This is a genomic window from Pedobacter sp. AC163, assembly GCF_979258665.1.
The window spans coordinates 2784243-2801877 of record NZ_OZ409872.1; the positions used below are offsets into that span (position 1 = coordinate 2784243).

General features: G+C 38.5%; 15 protein-coding genes. All 15 read right to left on the reverse strand.

Features of this window, described 5'->3' with window-relative positions:
* Window positions 1-554: 554 nt before the first annotated feature.
* A complete protein-coding gene (gene rfbA, locus ACZZZK_RS11940) occupies window positions 555-1415 on the reverse strand; it encodes a glucose-1-phosphate thymidylyltransferase RfbA (protein WP_463484332.1) in 861 nt (286 codons plus the stop codon).
* Between the two features lie 60 nt (window positions 1416-1475).
* Complete coding sequence (gene rfbD, locus ACZZZK_RS11945; protein WP_463484333.1) at window positions 1476-2339, reverse strand: dTDP-4-dehydrorhamnose reductase; 864 nt, start codon at window positions 2337-2339, stop codon at window positions 1476-1478.
* Window positions 2332-2880 (reverse strand): dTDP-4-dehydrorhamnose 3,5-epimerase, encoded by a 549-nt coding sequence (gene rfbC / locus ACZZZK_RS11950; RefSeq protein WP_463484334.1) that lies wholly within the window; start codon window positions 2878-2880, stop codon window positions 2332-2334. The genes rfbD and rfbC overlap by 8 nt, the downstream gene beginning before the upstream one ends.
* Entirely contained in the window at window positions 2880-3932 is a 1053-nt protein-coding gene (gene rfbB, locus ACZZZK_RS11955; protein WP_463484335.1) for a dTDP-glucose 4,6-dehydratase, read from the reverse strand. Before rfbB ends, rfbC begins: the two co-directional genes overlap by 1 nt.
* A 474-nt stretch (window positions 3933-4406) precedes the next feature.
* Window positions 4407-4970 (reverse strand): DUF3109 family protein, encoded by a 564-nt coding sequence (locus ACZZZK_RS11960; RefSeq protein WP_463486288.1) that lies wholly within the window; start codon window positions 4968-4970, stop codon window positions 4407-4409.
* Between the two features lie 2 nt (window positions 4971-4972).
* Window positions 4973-5746, reverse strand: coding sequence for a DUF3108 domain-containing protein (locus ACZZZK_RS11965; RefSeq protein WP_463484336.1), 774 nt, complete (start codon window positions 5744-5746; stop codon window positions 4973-4975).
* A gap of 150 nt (window positions 5747-5896) precedes the next feature.
* Window positions 5897-6427 (reverse strand): DUF2480 family protein, encoded by a 531-nt coding sequence (locus ACZZZK_RS11970; protein WP_463484337.1) that lies wholly within the window; start codon window positions 6425-6427, stop codon window positions 5897-5899.
* Window positions 6428-6493: 66 nt separating this feature from the next.
* The gene (locus tag ACZZZK_RS11975) at window positions 6494-8581 is read right to left on the reverse strand and encodes a peptidylprolyl isomerase (protein ID WP_463484338.1); all 2088 of its coding nucleotides are present in this window, start codon (window positions 8579-8581) and stop codon (window positions 6494-6496) included.
* A 221-nt stretch (window positions 8582-8802) separates the two neighbouring features.
* Window positions 8803-9375 (reverse strand): LptA/OstA family protein, encoded by a 573-nt coding sequence (locus ACZZZK_RS11980; protein WP_463484339.1) that lies wholly within the window; start codon window positions 9373-9375, stop codon window positions 8803-8805.
* Window positions 9375-10688: a hypothetical protein gene (locus ACZZZK_RS11985; RefSeq protein WP_463484340.1), complete on the reverse strand. Its 1314-nt coding sequence runs from the start codon at window positions 10686-10688 to the stop codon at window positions 9375-9377. Before ACZZZK_RS11985 ends, ACZZZK_RS11980 begins: the two co-directional genes overlap by 1 nt.
* Entirely contained in the window at window positions 10669-11403 is a 735-nt protein-coding gene (locus ACZZZK_RS11990) for a type III pantothenate kinase (protein WP_463484341.1), read from the reverse strand. The genes ACZZZK_RS11985 and ACZZZK_RS11990 overlap by 20 nt, the downstream gene beginning before the upstream one ends.
* Window positions 11404-11547: 144 nt before the next feature.
* Window positions 11548-12528 carry a DUF6427 family protein gene (locus ACZZZK_RS11995; protein WP_463484342.1) on the reverse strand — a complete coding sequence of 327 codons (981 nt, stop codon included), beginning with the start codon at window positions 12526-12528 and terminating at the stop codon, window positions 11548-11550.
* Between the two features lie 182 nt (window positions 12529-12710).
* Window positions 12711-13700, reverse strand: a complete 990-nt coding sequence (locus tag ACZZZK_RS12000) for a glycosyltransferase family protein (protein WP_463484343.1) — start codon at window positions 13698-13700, stop codon at window positions 12711-12713.
* Window positions 13701-13720: 20 nt separating this feature from the next.
* Window positions 13721-14575, reverse strand: coding sequence for a UDP-2,3-diacylglucosamine diphosphatase (locus ACZZZK_RS12005; RefSeq protein ID WP_463484344.1), 855 nt, complete (start codon window positions 14573-14575; stop codon window positions 13721-13723).
* A 460-nt stretch (window positions 14576-15035) separates the two neighbouring features.
* The gene (locus tag ACZZZK_RS12010) at window positions 15036-17546 is read right to left on the reverse strand and encodes a YfhO family protein (RefSeq protein WP_463484345.1); all 2511 of its coding nucleotides are present in this window, start codon (window positions 17544-17546) and stop codon (window positions 15036-15038) included.
* Window positions 17547-17635 lie beyond the last annotated feature (89 nt).

Below are 17635 nucleotides of genomic sequence, written 5' to 3' on the forward strand. Positions count from 1 at the left end.
ATGATATAAAATTAATTATAAAGATCAACAATCGGACAAGTCAAACTATCTGGCCTATATTTCTATATGGTTTAAAAACAAAAGGATTGCTTCTCTAAATGAATGGATTGCTGTGGCAGGCAAGCAATGACGATTTATTGAGTTAGGCAGGATGCTATTGCCGTCATAGGCTCCCTCTCTTAAAGGAGAGGGCGGGGGGTGAGGTTAAACCTTGCTCATGCCTTGATTTCAGAAAGATCCCATCGCTTTGGAGGAGATTACGACCTGGCAAGGAAATTAAATTTTGCGAAAAAAATTCCTTTAGCAGCAGATCCCCAGTCAAGCTGAGGATGACGATTTGGTGAGGAGATTGATTGTTAAAAGACGAATGATTGAGTACAACAATTTATATGTCCTATACTTCTATATGGTTTAAATATCCGATAAGATTTCCTTAAAAAAAGATCTCTCCACTACGGTCGAGATGACGATTAGGAAAGACGACGACTGATTGAGGTCTTAAACTAAAAAGGGCGCCGAAAGATCAGCGCCCTTGAAAAATTATTTACCAGCTTTTATTTAACCAATTTCAACAAATAACTACCATAACCACTTTTTACTAGCGGCGTGGCAATTGCTCTCAATTGTTCAGCATTAATAAAGTCCATGCGATACGCAATTTCCTCAATACATCCAATTTTTAAACCCTGGCGTTCTTCGATAATTTGAACAAATTCACCAGCCTGCATTAAAGAGGCAAAAGTTCCGGTATCCAACCAGGCGGTACCGCGACTCAATACGCCTACTTTCAATTTACCCCGCTCTAAGTATACACGGTTTACATCGGTAATTTCATATTCGCCACGAGGAGAAGGTTTAATATTTTTAGCAATCTCCACTACTTCATTGTCATAAAAGTAAAGCCCTGGCACCGCATAATCTGATTTGGGCGAAACTGGTTTTTCTTCGATAGAAATAGCCTTTTTGTTTTCGTCAAATTCTACCACACCATAACGTTCTGGATCTGCAACCTGGTAAGCAAATACCACTCCCCCATCTGGATCTGAGCTGGCTTGTAAAAGTTTGGCCATACCATCACCATGGAAAATATTATCACCCAAAACCAAGGCTACCTTATCTTGACCGATAAAATCAGCGCCAATCACAAAGGCTTGTGCCAAACCATTTGGCTCTGCCTGGACAGCGTAGCTGAATTTACATCCCAATGAAGTTCCATCACCCAAAAGTTTTTCAAAATTAGGAAGGTCGTGGGGTGTAGAAATGATCAGTATTTCTTTGATTCCAGCCAACATTAAAGTAGATAGCGGATAATAGATCATCGGCTTATCATAAACCGGCATCATTTGTTTACTGCAAGCAAGTGTTAATGGGTGTAAGCGTGTTCCGCTACCGCCAGCTAGGATTATACCTTTCATTTGATTTTAGATTTTAGACATTAGATTTTAGATTTCTCTAAACTAATCCACTCTTTGACGTCAATTATTTTCTTTTAGCTTTTCAATACATTTTACTAAACTATCTCTCCAATAAGGAATAGCCATATTAAATGTAGATTTAATTTTTGATTTATCCATCACTGAAAATGCCGGGCGAATGGCCTTAGTTGGATAAGCGGAACCTGGGATAGGATTTGCTTTAACCGATGTACGACTAATATCAAAGATGGTTTTAGCGAAATCAAACCATGAAGTTACGCCTTCGTTGCTATAATGATACACACCATATTGTGTAGAACCAGATTCAATAACATCAAAAATAGCATTAGCTAAATCAATAGCGTAAGTTGGTGTACCTACCTGGTCAGCTATGATATTAAGTTCATCCCTTTCTGCACCCAATTTCAGCATTGTTTTCACAAAATTATTGGCATATTCAGAATACAACCAGCTGGTACGAAGAATAAAATGTTCTTTCAGTAAAGCAAGCACCGCTTTCTCACCATCCAATTTGGTTTGTCCGTATACATTAATGGGGTTTGCCTCGTCGTTTTCCGACAATAGCTTCACCACATTTCCTTCAAAGACAAAATCGGTAGAGACATGAATTAAAGTGGCCTTATTGGAAGCACAAGCCAAAGCTAGATTTGCTGCACCCGTTTCATTTACTGCCTTTGCCAGCTCCACTTCGTCCTCCGCTTTATCTACAGCTGTATATGCAGCGCAGTTAATTACAAAAGCCGGTTGCTCCTTTTGCAACAAAGATTCTAATCCAGGTTGGTTCAAAATATTGGCCTCTGCCTCAGCTGGAAAAATAATATCATTAATCCCTCTTCGTTCGGCAACGGTTTTTAAACATTGCCCCAACTGACCGCCTGCACCTATAATTAATATTTTACCCATGTTGTAAATCAGCGAAAGGTTTTAATAACAGATCTTTGTCAGAAACTGAGGCCTCATCAGCGGGAATTAACCAATCGATGTTTAAATCGGTATCATTGTAAATCACGCCGGTTTCTGATGCTTTATTAAAATAATTATCACACTTATACAAAAATTCTGCAGTTTCACTTAATACAGAGAAACCATGTACAAATCCCCTAGGAATGTACAACTGCAGTTTATTCTCTGCACTTAACCTTACCGCCACGTGTTGTCCATAAGTAGGCGAACCTGGTCGGGCATCAACTGCAACATCCAAAACTTCTCCTTTAGTTACACGCACGAGTTTCGCTTGTGCAAATGCGCCTGTTTGGGCATGTAAGCCTCTGATTACTCCATAAGAAGAAAGAGACTGATTATCCTGAACAAAATCGCCGGACAAACCTGTTTTTTCTTCAAAGGTTTCTTTATTGAAACTTTCGAAAAAGTATCCACGTGCATCTTCAAAAACTCGCGGCTTGATAATGATACAGTCCTTTAAACCTGTCTGTTCAAGTTCCATTATTTATTATTGTACTGTGATTCGTAGTAAGATTGGTAATTCCCTGAAGTAACATTATTTAACCAGTCTTCATTTTGAAGGTACCAATCAACCGTTTTGGCTAAACCTTCTTCAAATTGCAAACTAGGTACCCAGTCGAGTTGATTCTGTAATTTGGAAGAATCAATGGCGTAACGTAAATCATGGCCAGCACGATCAGTAACATATGTAATCAGTTTTGCCGATTCACCAGCCTCACGACCTAATTTTTGGTCCATAATGTTGCACAACAGATTGATTAAATCAATGTTTTTCCATTCATTATGACCGCCAATATTGTAAGTGTCGCCAGTTTTCGAGTTATGGAAAATCACATCAATGGCACGGGCGTGATCTTCTACCCATAACCAATCGCGAACATTCTCTCCTTTACCATAAACAGGTACAGGTTTGTTGTTTTTGATATTATTGATGGCTAATGGAATCAATTTTTCAGGAAAATGGTGTGAACCGTAATTGTTTGAACAGTTAGAGATTACACAATCCATTCCATAAGTATCATGATAGGCCCTTACAAAATGATCGGAACTGGCTTTGGAAGCCGAGTATGGACTATGCGGATCGTAAGCGGTAGTCTCGGTAAACATGCCTTCTTCACCTAAAGCGCCATATACCTCATCGGTACTTACATGGTAGAAACGTTTTTTATCATAATCACCTTTCCAGTACTCACGTGCCGCGTTTAGCAAGTTAACTGTTCCAATCACATTGGTCATTACAAACGCAGTAGGATCAGCAATGGAACGATCGACATGACTTTCTGCCGCCAGGTGAATTACTGCATCGAAATTTTCATTTTTGAACAAATCCATGATCGCAGCTGCGTCGGTAATGTCCGCCTTTACAAATTTATAATTAGGCTTGTTCTCAATATCGGTTAAATTAGCCAGGTTACCGGCATAAGTTAACGCATCAAGATTAACGATTTCGTAATTCGGGTAATTGTTTACAAAGCGGCGGACTACGTGAGAGCCAATAAAGCCTGCCCCACCAGTGATTAGAATTTTTTTCACAGTTATAAAATGATTTTCAGTCGGCTAAAATAAGATAGTTATTACAATTAAACAACTTATTGGCTTTTAAAGACTAAGATCAGGAGTTAAGATCTACTGCTTCACTGTAAATATAGCTACCTGATCAGCGTTACAAATTTCTATTAACAAAACATATTGGATTGTATCAAAAAACTTGAGCTAATCTTGAAGCGATAAAAAACGAAATCTGTTTAGCTATTTGAAAAAGATAAATAATTAATTAGTTTAGCAAAACTAATAATCGTCCCGAGATTTTATGAGAAGGCTAGGCTGTTTGATTGTCATGATAGGTGGGCTCGTCTGCTTTGCTTCTTTGATATATTTAATTTTTTGGTAAAATATCCAATGAAAATACTCGTCTAGCCATACCTATCAGTCCCTGCAGATTCGCAAGTACCATAATTTAACCCTGGCTGATTGAAATGAAATCATCGCTCAGCATTCAAAAATAAATTACATCGCCGCTACCGAACTTTCCAGCTCTTTATACCAATCTTCTCCATACTTTCGGATCAGTGGCCCTTTTAAAAAACTGTATACCGGCACTTTCAATTCTCTTCCGAAAGTACAGGCATCGTGACAAATGTGCCAACGGTCATAATTAAGCACATCAAATTCAGGATACTTGGTGATGCGGATAGGATACAAATGGCAAGAGATAGGTTTCTGCCAGTCTACGATTCCCTGTTCGTAAGCTTTTTCAATGGCACATTTGGTAATGCCGCCCTCAAAAAGCACATAAGCACATTCTTTGTTTTTATCAACACAAGGCGTAGTTAAATCGCCATCTTCATCCACTACATAAACGCCCTGCTCTTCAATGGCTTGAATACCTTTTTCATTCAGCAAGTGTTTAATTTTTGGGTAGATTTCTTCCAGAACAGCAGTTTCATCATGATCCAGTGGAGCACCCGAATCTCCTTCTACACAGCAGATCCCTTTGCATTTGCTGAGGTTACAAACAAAGTTTTCCTTTAAAACGTCTTCGTGCACCAGCACTTGTTCCACTTCTATCATCATTATTCTTTTGCTAAAGCATATTTTAAGCCTGCGGCTGATTTTAATTCCATGGTTACGGCGCCAACTAGAATTTCTACCTGCGCTTTTACAGGCACCCTGTTACCATCGTCGGTAACCCACAAATACAGCCGGCTATCTTTTTTAAATATCCGGCCTGGTTTAATGGATGGACTAAATTTTAAACAACGGATGTTCCCTAGTTTACTTTTAATGGTTTCTTTACCCACATATTCAATTTCTAAAGCAGAAACTTCATCCTGCAGGAAATAGTTCAGCTTGAAACTATCGCCAACTTTAAGCTTAGAAATATCCAGACTTCTTGCGAAGTAATATGCGGAAACCAAATCAAAAGTCTGTGTAGTTGGAGAAGTAAAAGTACCCCTGTTAGATACTATCTTTTTCCCGTCCTGATTGAACCGAGCTTTATCCTGTCGCTTATAACTTGACTCCCTTATATTTTCCTGATAAAAATAAGGCAACAAATCCTTTTTATCAATGTACGAATCGTAATGATCTCTGATCTTATAAAAAACATCAAAGGTTCCTGATGTTTGCGCATCAACAGTAAGCTTGTAAGTTGGCCTATTATCAAAAACTAAATCAGAATTGGTTACTTTGATGGTTGCTTCTGCAGCCGTAATAAAGCCGTATCGCAACTTATATTGTAAGGTTTCTCCTTCCTGAAAAACCGGATCTTTCTTGAGCGGCAACTCTTGCGCCTGGAGCTTAAATGCTCCAATGGCTATCGTGAATAATAAGATTAATTTTTTCATTTGCTTGTGCGTTTCGTTTGTGTGTTATGATGATAACGATTGAGAATGTAATGCTATATCATCAATCCGAAATATATACAAAAAGCCAACCAAACTAAAATTATTTAAACGCGATAAAATACAAAGCTTTGAAGCTTTCTCTTTTGCAGGTTAGGGCTGGGCTGGGCTATCTTTCCTTTTAAACACCGGAACAGTAGAACAAGGCTCGCCAAACATAATACTTTTTACTACAGGTGTAAGCAAGTTCGTTACTTCTACATAAGCGGAAACCGGAACATCAATATCTCCACAACCTTTTACCACAACGCGTTCATCCGCATAATCTTGTGGATTAATTTTAGCCAGCGCTTTAGTAAACAATACTGCATCCAGCGTTTCCAACCCGCCAAAAACGACTTCATTGGCATAAGGCTGAAGCTTATTGGCTAAGAGCATATATGCCCAGGTAGGTACAATGGCATCTGCAGAACAGACAATTCCCACATTCTTATCTTGATACTGGGTCCAATCATGCTCTTTAATAAATGCCCTGAAATCTTTTTCCCTTAACATTAACCCGTGAAAAAGATTATCCTTGATATCATAGATTACCCTTTCTCCTTTATGATAAAAATCTTCCAGGTTTAAAGTAATTAAACCACTGCTGGCTACTTTATTAACGATATTTTCTTGAATTTCCATGGCTGTTAAATAAAAAAACCGTCCCCACTATAAGTGGAGACGGTTGCAAATTTACGGAATTTCTAATTAATAGAATTTCACGCGATTGTCTTTTATAGTAGCCTGATCAATTAAAGCCTGGAAAGCCGCCTGACCAGAACGTTGGCCTAAGCTTAACAACATACTTTCCTTCTGTTTAAACATGTTTGCAATCGGCGCTGGGTTAGTAAATCCATCCACAACAAAAACATAAACACCACGATCACCCGCTACAGGAGCAGAAACTTTACCTGGCTGTGTACCGAATACGCTACCCACCAATTTGTTTTCTTGCGCAACACCTGGAATAACAGGATTTGCGAATACGATATTTTGAACTGGATTAACCGGGGCACCCACTTTAGATGCAATTTGATCTAAACTTGCTTTACCGGCAGCGTTCAATTTATCTTTAAGCATTTTAGCTTTAACTTCATTCAATACCAACGGCTGAATCTCTTTTTTAACCGCCTCTAGCGGAAGAATACCTTTAGGGTTAACAGCGGTTAAACGAGCCACTACATATTCATTGGTCATGGTGTAGATTTCAGGTAAAACATCACCTTTATCTGCAGCATAAGCATCTTGAATGAGTTTACGTGGGTTATCCAAACCTGCAGCGAAACCTTGAGTTGCACTAATCTTATCGGCAACTGCTAATTTCAAACCTTTTTCTTGTGCATATTTAGCAAAATCTTTCCCTTTAACATCGTTTAAGAAATTGCTTGCCGCTTTATAGGCTGCTTGCTGCGTTTTGCTACTTGCGCCTAATGCTTTCTCAATATAAGCTAATTTCGCCACTTTCGAATTACCCATCTGTCTTTCAATGCTCATGATGTGGTAACCGAACTGTGATTTTACCACTTTCAAATCGCCAGCCTTGCCATCGAATGCAGCATTCTCAAACTCCGGAACCATTTGGCCACGGGTAAAAGAAGGTAAAGAACCACCTTGATCTTTCGAACCATCAACGCTATAGATTTTGGCTAACTCCGCGAAGTTACCGCCTTTGGCAATTAAGCCTTTTAACGAATCGGCTAACTTAATTGCCTTATCTTCACCGCCAACTTTAGCCGGATCAATTAGAATGTGTTTTACTTTAACCGAATCTGGAGAGAAACGGGTATCGATCACTTTTACCAACTTATAAGAATTTCCGGTTAATGTCGGACCATAATAACTTCCCGCTGGCAAAGCAAATACCGCTGAATCTAAAGCTGCATCACCCAGTTTACCTTTTGATAAATAAGTATAAGGTACTTTAACATCAGAATTGATTGCGGCGAAAAGAGAATCATTTTTAGAAGTTCTGAAATCAGCTGCAATTTTTTCAACCTGTGCTTTTACTGCTGCAGAATCTGCTGCAGTTGGGCGAATGCTGAAAGATACATAATCGAAGGAACGAGATTCTTGCGGATTATTGAAACGAGCTTTGTTCTCATCGTAATAAGCTGAATAATCTGCATCAGTTAATTTCACCGAAGCATCAGCAACAGTACTGTAATCTAAACCTACATATTTAAAGTTAGCCAGCTTATTGCGGTTGGTATATTCATCTGTCGCTTCTAGTGAAGTTACATAAACCGAATTACGGATCAAGTTTGAATATTTAGCCTGTAAAGACTGTTCTTTGATTTGCTGCTGCAACATATTTGATTGCTGCAAAGCCTGTGCATCTTTTGATTTTAAGAAATTCATCAAAGTAGCACGATCAATCTGACCTGTTTGAGGATTTGAAAAGTATTGTTTGATGATTGGGCTTGGATTTTGGCCTTGCAATAAGTCGAACAACTCATCTTCAGAAACCGTTAAACCTAAACGCTCATATTCTTTGTTCAATAAAACGCCAGCCAATTCAGCATTCCAGGCCTGATCAACAGCCATAGCTGTCATTTGAGGATTTAAGCTTCCGCCGAATTGTTGTTTGTATTGATTTAAACTCTGATCTACTTTTGGTTGAAAATCATCAATACTGATATCATTCCCATCAACCGTACCCACTACTTTTTGATTTGCCGACCAAAAAGGCTTACCCACGTTAATTGCATCGCCTACTAAAAATGCAACAATTGCAAAACCGATTGCGAAGACCAAGATATAGCCAGCACGGTTACGCAAAAATGTCATTAATCCCATATTGTAATTATAAATTTATTTAGTTTTTTTTAAGAGGGCGCAAGATACAAATTTGCCTTAAAAAAGAAAACACAAAATTTTATTTATCAAGTGTTTAATATTTAGGGAAATAGAATTGCTTAATTAGAGAATGAAAGAAGGATAAAATGAGAGAATGATATAAAAACTTGAGGTATTACCTAGCTATTCACTCATTCAAAACTCACTCATTCTGTCATCTCTTATGGCGCTATGCCTTCCTTCATATTTAGATCGCCACTTCCGGTTTCCATTGAATAGGTACTGAAATCCTGTGGAGCCTCGAAGTTGATCCCATTGCCTTCGCTACCATCGGCGCCCTTTACGTAAACACGTTGTGTAGAGTAGAAAATCTTCTTTATTTCATCCCAAATCAACTCCTGGGAAGAAAAAGTATCGCCCTTGCTATTTTTAACAACTACATTTTTTCTAAACTCCGTCTTTTTATCCTGATCCTTACGGATGGCGTAATCACAAACGAGGTTTCCATCAATGGTTCCGTTTGGATTGAAAAAGTCGATATTTACCCCTTTGGGCATTTCCTGATAGATTGCACCTTCTGATGGGGTAACCTTATCCATGATTGGGGCATTTCCTTTGGCTTTTACACGAGCAGAATCACTGTATATCACTTCTACGCCAATAGTTCTGTCTCTGGAAAAAGTGATTTTGTTGATGGCAACCGGATTTGCTTTTTTCAAGTCGTCATCGCCACAGGATGCCAAAAATAATGGCATACCCAGCATTAAACCAAAGAAAAAAGTTTGCGGTTTCATTAATCAACTCTATATCTACGGAACCAGGTATCGTTAAGTGTAAATCCTAAATGAAAGTTAATGAATTTTTCTTTTACGAGGTTATTGCTTACCGTTCCCCGCTGACCAACTTCTGTTGTGAAGTTAATTTTATAGAACGCCGAACCTGCGTTAGCACTTGGCAATGGAAATCCAAAACCTAATGAAGCGCCCATTTGTTTAATGTCCTGATTATTAATCTGAATGTAGGTTTTATCGTAATTTACGCCTAAACGATAATCAATACGTTTCATATAGCTATTATACGAAGTCGCATCTGGTGTCCACTGGCCACCCAATGATGCACCCCAGCTATCCTGTAAGCCAGAATTTACATTGTTAATACTGGTTGCAGCCCATTTGCTCATTCTAAAATCGGCCCCGATTAACCATTTATCACTTTGTTTAATGGAGATACCAAAATTGTGCGTTAATGGTAAAGTCAAGTTCGATTTCCCGTTATCTACCGAATTTAAAGTATCAAGCGCAGTACTTTCATTACCAGCAGCATCTCTGGTATACTGGGTAGCAAAAAATGTTTGGTTAGAATTTAATTTACCCGAGTTACTTCCTGAGTAGCCCAAAGTTACTGATGTTCTTTTGCCAACATTAAAATCATATTGAATACCATAGGAAACGTTTAAGCCACCTACGCTATTTTTATTTTGAAGTTTTGCATTGATTGCACCTGCAAGGGCATATTCTGTTGCTCTTGTTGTTTGAAGATTACCAAAAATGTATTCTGCATTGGCACCAATTCTTAAGTGATCGCCAATACGATAGCCATAACCGATATAGGCTTTTGACAAACCACCTTCACCTTCATAAAGTTGATCTACGCTGGTGGTATCAATTTTCACCTTGTTTCTGTAAGAATAACCTAAATCAGAATAAGGAAGGATTCCAAAACTGAATGCCGATCTTCTACTTACCGGAATGGCAAATGCCAGGTGGCTGAAAGTAGCATTGAAACTGGTTTCGCTTAAGTTATTTCGGGTTAAACTGGTTAAGCCTGCACTCATGCCTACATCAATAGTAGTTAAAGTGATGGCTGAATATGATGCAGGATTTTGCATGTTGATGTTATTAAATCCTGTAATGGAATTTACTGCAGTAGAAATACCGCCCATTGCCCTTAACTGTGGCAACAATGAACCCTTGATATTTCCAAGTCCATACCTTGAATATGGAGATGAAGTGGTAACCTGCGCCTGAGCACCTAAACCACAAACTAGAACGAGTATGGCTGCAATATAATTGATTCTTTTGTACATTTTAATCTGCAATAGCTTCATTTAATCCTTTTAATACGATATAGGGATCTTGTATAATTTGAGGCGCAAAGATGCTGTTTTGTAATTGCTTATACAAAAAATTAGCATCGCCACCTGTTATAATCACCTTTAAAGCACTTTCTTTTATATTATTTAAGGCGATAAAGCCTTCAATTTCATTTATAATTCCTTGCAAAACACCATTTTTTATGGCCGATTGCGTGTCCTTACCTTCTGGTATGGCTTCGTTTGCACTCCAATCTATCAAAGGTAATCTCCCTGTGTACTCATGTACAGCTTTAAAACGCATGGCTATCCCGGGGCTTATACTTCCGCCAAAATATTCTTTTTTGCTGGTAAGCAGATCATAAGTAATACAGGTTCCGGCATCAACCACCAGGCAAGCATCGTTTGCGAATAAACTATTTGCGCCTAAAATTCCTGCCCATCTATCCAACCCAAGGGTTATCAGTGTTTCGTATCTATTCGTAACGCCTTTAGTTAGGGTCGCAGAAAACCGGACGTATTGAGTGTGTTTTTTTAGATATTCCTCCAGCGCTCCAATCTCTTGATTTACACTGCTGATGATTGATTTTTTGGGCGAAAACTTGTCGATTAGCTGACCAAGATCTAAAATACCCAGCTTAGCCAACCGTTGATGATGAACGATTTCTTTTCCTGCAAAAACAGCCACCTTCACCGATGAATTACCTATATCAATGCTTAAACTATGCATTTATGTATTTTAACACGAAAATTTGTTTGATATACTACCTATCTCTATCAAGCGAATTACAATCCAAAAAGCATTAATCGCAAAATCCTGCCACAAAGCTATCAATCTTTGTTAAGTTTTGATCTAGTATTTTGTTAAAAAAGGTTAAACGAAAAGAAAGTATTGTATAGATAGGACAAATAAAACAAAGAGGGTTTCGTAAAACCAACGCTTTTTCGCATTGCTGAAATAATAAGCCAGCAATACTGATCCGGGCGGTACGCAGAGCAGAAAATGCCAGATCCGAAAGTTTGGTTTTAAATAGAAACTGGCACCTGCAACAATGAACATAAAAAACAGCAATTGAAATCCTTTCCGTGTGCTGATAAAGCTTCTGAAAAAGTTTTCACGCAGTTGTAAAGACGCCAGAACGATAATAATAGCGACCGGAATTAGCACCAGATAATCGTTATAGTTCACCTGAAAAACAGAAGGAAACTTATTGCCCAAAGGTTTCCAGATCTGGTAAAAAGAGGATAGGTTATCACGCCAGTAATAAAATACAGCAAGAAAGAAAAACACGGTGATAAATCCCACGAGGCCAGCAACCCACTCCCGCCAGTTAAAAGATCTAAAAAGCAAAAGCGCTAAAAAAATCATCAATAACATAGCCATGAACGGAAAATAGATCAGCGTTCCAACGCCAATGATCATTCCGATATCAAAAACTGTGGTAATGGAATTTGCGCTCTTGCCCAATTTTAAAAATTTATCAATCACCCAGATCAATAAGAAATTAGCGATCAACGCAGGACTTAAAATCATGAAGGGCATGAATAAGCTCATCCCGGTGATGTACATTAATGCAGGCAAAAAGCTTGGTTTAGCCAGCAAATTGTGGTTATTGATAACTCTATTAAAAATTAAGGCCTGTGAAAAAACGATTACTGCCGCGAAAAAGATATTGGCTGAAGCCGAAAATGCATTATCTAAATCAATGTTGATCAACAGCCTGGCGAAAGGCTCCAAAAAATCAAAATTCAGCTGACTTGGCGTCTCATAAAAAATGGCAATACGCATCAAAAATGTGTAAGCCAATAGAAACAAGAGGTTAATTGGATTTAACTGTCGAAACTGATTAATCATGCCTTTTTAAAGAGTAGGCAAAGTAAAGATAAAAAGCTGAAAGGACAAAAGGGTAAGGATGAAAGAGCAAGGAGAAAGGAATAATGAGCAAGGAGCAATGAATAAGGAGTAAGGAATAAAGAGCAAGGAGCAAACTTTAGCCCCAGACTAAGGACTTAACACTACGAACTCCATACTAAAAACTACACCCTCGCATATTTTTTCACCATATCATCAATAATCTTTTCCGTTTCATCAGGGAAATCGAATTCATGTTTCTGCGGATTATTAACCCAATCTTTAACAATAGGCAACCAATTTCTTGTGCTTCCCCAGATTACAGGCAAGCCAAATTGCTTGAGTGCATAAGCATTGCATTGTTGCTCAAACTGAAAGCGCATGGGTGCAACCAGTAATTTTTTCTTTAAATAAAGCGCCTCCGCTGGCCCTTCGAAACCCCCACCGGTAAATAAACCTTCGCAGGTAGCCAGGCTTTTGTTAAATTTTTCATTGTTTACGGGCTGTACAGAAACATTTTCGTGAGTGTAAGCTTCTTTATTATGTTTAGAGAAAACCTCCCATTTCACTTGAGGAATTTGTGAAAATAACTGAACCAACCTTTTATCATCAACAGCTGGTAAGTAAACAGTATAATGACCCAAGTTTTCACTTCTCATTGCCCTAATTTCAGCCCTGATTACTGGGGTGTGAATAAAGGTATCGTATCGATCAAAGTGAAATCCGATGTGGTATTTAGTTGGTGCATAACGGCTTAGAATCAACTTTCCCCAATCCAATGTTCTAGGTCGCGGTACTTTCTTTGATTTAAAGGCCGCTTGGTGACTAAGCGATACACAGTCAATTCCCTGCAGTTTACAAGCCCAGGCACTTACAGGCTCAAAGTCGTTCACAATCAGATCATATTCTTTCAGCGGCAATTGCTTCATGTCTTTTCTGAAACGAAAAAGATTCATGCTTAACCAGGTAGCAAAATGATCTACACCACCTTTTTTCCCAAAAATGAAGCTGAAGCCATGTAATTGATATTTCACTGGCTGGCTAAGCTTAACATCTGCCTGTGTACCGCTCACTAAAATATCGAGTTCGCCGTATTTTTGAAGCAATGGAATAATTTCCCTCGCCCGGCTAATGTGACCGTTTCCTGTTCCCTGAATTGCGTAAAGTATTTTCATTTGTGCCCGAATATCTAAAATTATTGAGCAATTTCATACTTAATATGTTGTAAAAGTATGTTTACATCGAGTTTACTTTTTAAATCTTCAGCATCTGATAAGATCCCCTCGTCTAATTCATCTTTGATAAAATCTATATGATTGTATTTAAAAATGGTCCAACTTTGATCTTGATACTCCAAAGCGGTTAAACTTTCTACCCAGTCGCCACTGTTCAAGTAGGTTACCCCGCCATCTTCAGTTGTGATATTCCTTTTTTCTGCCTGATGAATATGTCCACACACCACGTAATTGTATCCTTTCTCGATGGCCAATTCGGCAGCAGTTTGTTCAAAGCTGTTAATAAACTTTACAGCATCTTTAAACTTTGCCTTAATTTTCTTCGAGAAACTCATTTTCTCACGGCCAAAAGCGGTGAGGATCCAGTTCACGAAGCTATTAATCAGAATCAATGTATCATATCCAACGGCGCCCATTTTGGCTAACCATTTAGAATGCTGCATCGTTACATCGAAAACATCTCCATGGAAAAACCAGGCTTTTTTACCGTCGAGCTCTAAAATTAATTTATTCTGGAGGTGAAAGCTGCCCATCTCCATCCCATCAAACTTCCTTAGCATTTCATCGTGATTTCCTGTTAAATAATATACCTGAACCCCTTCAGATACAAACTTCATCAGCTTGCGGATCACCTTCATATGCGATTCGGGCCAATAGCTTTTACTAAACTGCCAGATATCGATGATGTCTCCGTTTAGGATAAGGGTTTTAGGTTTAATACTCTTCAAATATTTGAGAAGCTCTTTGGCATGACAGCCGTAGGTGCCCAAATGTACATCGGAAATTACGACTACATCAATGGTTCTTTTATCCATAACCGGGAAATTTAGGGGAGAAGAATTTATTACCGCCTGAATTAAGCAGTTTAAAAATATTGAAGATTATCCTACCACTCTTCTTCCTCATCAAGTTTAACCTCAAAAGGACTAAAGAAATAAAGTACAATAATTAACAAGCAAACGGCGAAGAATGACTCTAGCATATCATCTGATTTTACATTACAAATGTAAGACACTGTTTATCAACCAAATGTTACGAGACTATTAAATTATTCTTCGAAATGATAAAGGATGTCAAAACCGCAGGTAAAGTTGCATATTGCAACTGCTTTAAGGATAAAAAGGGCTAATCCCTGTGAAAAATAACTTGTCAAAAACACAAAAGTCATCCAATGAACAAAGCCTTGTACTTCTATTCATCAGATGACTTTCTATCTTCTTAGCGCCTGCTTTAAACAGACTTTTAGTTCGGTTAATCGAATTATAAGCTAATCCGTTAACCTTTAACTATCTTCTTTTTCTTCTTGTTTTCTGAGTAAAACCCGAAGCCCAAACCAGCAAGCAATAAAATTGAACCTGCCAATGAAATATTTTCTCCTACATAATAAGAGGTTGGGTGAAAGATAAATTCCAATTTATGATTCCCACCTTCAAGTTGTGCAGCTCGAAGAATGTAATCTGCCCTGAAATAAGGCTTCTCAACCCCGTCGATATACATTTTCCAACCTTTGTTGTAGTAGATCTCAGAGAAAACAGCAATCACATCTTTCGCTGAAGAGTATTCATAAGTTAAATGATCAGGTGTATAATTGGTCAATTTAATAAACCCTTCTACACCTGTACCCAAACGTTTGGTATCGATTAATGATTTATACTGCTCATCAACAATTGCTTCTTTTTTCGCGTCAAAGCTGCTGATGGCTTTCATCTCTTCATCGGCATTTTTAGCATATTGAACACTTTGTACAAACCAAGCATTACCCGCAGCAGTAGCGTTACGCTGCATCTTATACGATCCGTTTTGCGGATCTTGGGTGATGATGTATTTGGTATTTAACATATCCAAAACATCTTGATTGATGCTTTTTGTTAACTGATGATCAACCAGCTCCTGGAAACGTTTTAACCTGGCTGAGTGGAATCCCCCAACCGTTTTATGAAAAAACGATGTTTCAGCACTTTTAAATGGATCGCCCAGCGATAAATCAAAAACCCTGAAGTTTGGATCCTTATCAGCAGAAATAAAGTTGTCTACATCACGTGGTTGATAATGATTTTCGAGATCTGATTTTGCAACAAAGTTTTGATTGTTTAAGTAGCGGCGATCAACCTGCCATAAATCAACCAGGATAACTACTGCCAACAAGCCAAACGCCAGTTGCATGTTCATTTTTTTGGTGATAAATGCCCAGGTTAAGCCAAAGCCGATAGCGATGAAAAGCAAAGTACGTAAAGCATCAGCACGAGCCAGGCTCACGCGGTCCTCTTTTACCGCTGCCAAAATTTGAGCAGTAAGTGAAGTATTATTTTGTGTGATTTGATTTAACCAGGTTGTTAATTGTGCTTGGGTTGAACTGGTGAAGCTGAAAAATACAGTCGGGGCTATTGCAACCAAAAGCGCAAAACCACCGGTAATACCTGCAGACCAGGTGAGGCGCTGAACCAGATATTTTTGATCGTACTTTCCATCCTGTGCTTCTTTAATGGCTAGTATGGCCAGTAGCGGAACCAATAAACCTACAACAGCCAAAATAGATTCTACTGCTCTGAATTTATTATAGCCAGGCAGGTAGTCAAAGAAAAGATCTGAAATAAAAGGAAGATTTTGTCCAAAAGAAAGGAACAATAATAGGATACTGGTTCCCAATATCCACCATTTCCAACGGTGTTTTACGACAAACAGGCCAAATACAAAAAGGAAACAAATAATCGCTCCAAAATAATATGGTCCGGAAGTACCTGGTTTATCACCCCAATAATTTGACCCTGCATTTTGAGCTATCGCATTTAATGCTTTTTCTGTATCCTGACCATATATTGGACCTAAAACATTTGATACTGTTCCATCTTGCAAGATCTTGATAAATTTACCGTCAGGATTTAATTGTCCTCCACTGGCACCCCCATATAAATTAGGGATTAAAAAGGTGAAACTCTCGCCTACACCCTGGCTCCATTGATAAGCATATTCTTTATCTAAACCGTTTGCAGGCTCCGATTTATCAGTCGTTAAATTTGATTTTCCACGAATGGTTTCTTTGCCATATTCATAAGTCGTCCAAAGTGTACCTGCGTTAACCATAACTGCTAAGATAATTCCCGCAGCTGCCCAGCCAATTGATTTACCAAAGGTGGCCAATTGGCTGGCTTTGTAGGCGTGATATAATTCAATACAAGCCAAAATAAACAAGGCTATAAAAAGATAATACGTCATTTGGATATGGTTGGAACGGATTTCCAAAGCCATAAATAGCGCCAATAAACTCGCCCCAACTAAATATCTTCCTCTTAAAACCAGGATGATTGAAGCTAAAATTGGTGCAAAGAAACCTATGGCCAATGCTTTATTACTGTGCCCGGCGGCAATAATGATAAAGTTATAGGAAGTAAACGCAAATGCAATCGCTCCTGCTGCAGCAAGCCAGGGATTAATTTTGAGTACGCAAAACAGTAAATAAGCGCCCAGCAAATATAAAAGCACTGTACCAACAGGATCAGGAAATACACCTTTAATTACATCGATACCGTAAGTGGTAATATTTAATGGATATTGTACCCATATTTGATAAGCTGGCATCCCTCCAAACATCTGGTTAGTCCAAAGCGGACCTTTTCCAGTTGCAGCCTTCACATCCATAATTTCTTTCTGCATGGCTTTTGCCTGCAAAACATCGCCTTGTTGTGGCGCTTTTCCCTGCAAAACAGGACTGAAGTAGGCAAAGGTAATGACTACAAAAAATGCAATAATGGCGAGGTGGATGCCATTTTTATTAAACCAGTTATTCATTAAGGTTTGTTTAAGTTTAAACGAACGTCAAAAATAAAAATTTGGGCGGGATAAAAAAGGAATTAATTAAATGTGAGTGGAATAAAAAT

Excerpts from the sequence above, each read along its gene's own strand:
- rfbC (WP_463484334.1), bottom strand. The coding sequence starts at position 2,880 with ATGGAACTTGAACAGACAGGTTTAAAGGACTGTATCATTATCAAGCCG.
- rfbA (WP_463484332.1), bottom strand. The coding sequence starts at position 1,415 with ATGAAAGGTATAATCCTAGCTGGCGGTAGCGGAACACGCTTACACCCA.
- ACZZZK_RS11980 (WP_463484339.1), bottom strand. The coding sequence starts at position 9,375 with ATGAAACCGCAAACTTTTTTCTTTGGTTTAATGCTGGGTATGCCATTA.
- ACZZZK_RS12010 (WP_463484345.1), bottom strand. The coding sequence starts at position 17,546 with ATGAATAACTGGTTTAATAAAAATGGCATCCACCTCGCCATTATTGCA.
- ACZZZK_RS12005 (WP_463484344.1), bottom strand. The coding sequence starts at position 14,575 with ATGGATAAAAGAACCATTGATGTAGTCGTAATTTCCGATGTACATTTG.
- ACZZZK_RS11965 (WP_463484336.1), bottom strand. The coding sequence starts at position 5,746 with ATGAAAAAATTAATCTTATTATTCACGATAGCCATTGGAGCATTTAAG.
- ACZZZK_RS11975 (WP_463484338.1), bottom strand. The coding sequence starts at position 8,581 with ATGGGATTAATGACATTTTTGCGTAACCGTGCTGGCTATATCTTGGTC.
- ACZZZK_RS11970 (WP_463484337.1), bottom strand. The coding sequence starts at position 6,427 with ATGGAAATTCAAGAAAATATCGTTAATAAAGTAGCCAGCAGTGGTTTA.
- ACZZZK_RS11990 (WP_463484341.1), bottom strand. The coding sequence starts at position 11,403 with ATGCATAGTTTAAGCATTGATATAGGTAATTCATCGGTGAAGGTGGCT.
- ACZZZK_RS11995 (WP_463484342.1), bottom strand. The coding sequence starts at position 12,528 with ATGATTAATCAGTTTCGACAGTTAAATCCAATTAACCTCTTGTTTCTA.
- ACZZZK_RS12000 (WP_463484343.1), bottom strand. The coding sequence starts at position 13,700 with ATGAAAATACTTTACGCAATTCAGGGAACAGGAAACGGTCACATTAGC.
- ACZZZK_RS11960 (WP_463486288.1), bottom strand. The coding sequence starts at position 4,970 with ATGATAGAAGTGGAACAAGTGCTGGTGCACGAAGACGTTTTAAAGGAA.
- ACZZZK_RS11985 (WP_463484340.1), bottom strand. The coding sequence starts at position 10,688 with ATGAAGCTATTGCAGATTAAAATGTACAAAAGAATCAATTATATTGCA.
- rfbD (WP_463484333.1), bottom strand. The coding sequence starts at position 2,339 with ATGGGTAAAATATTAATTATAGGTGCAGGCGGTCAGTTGGGGCAATGT.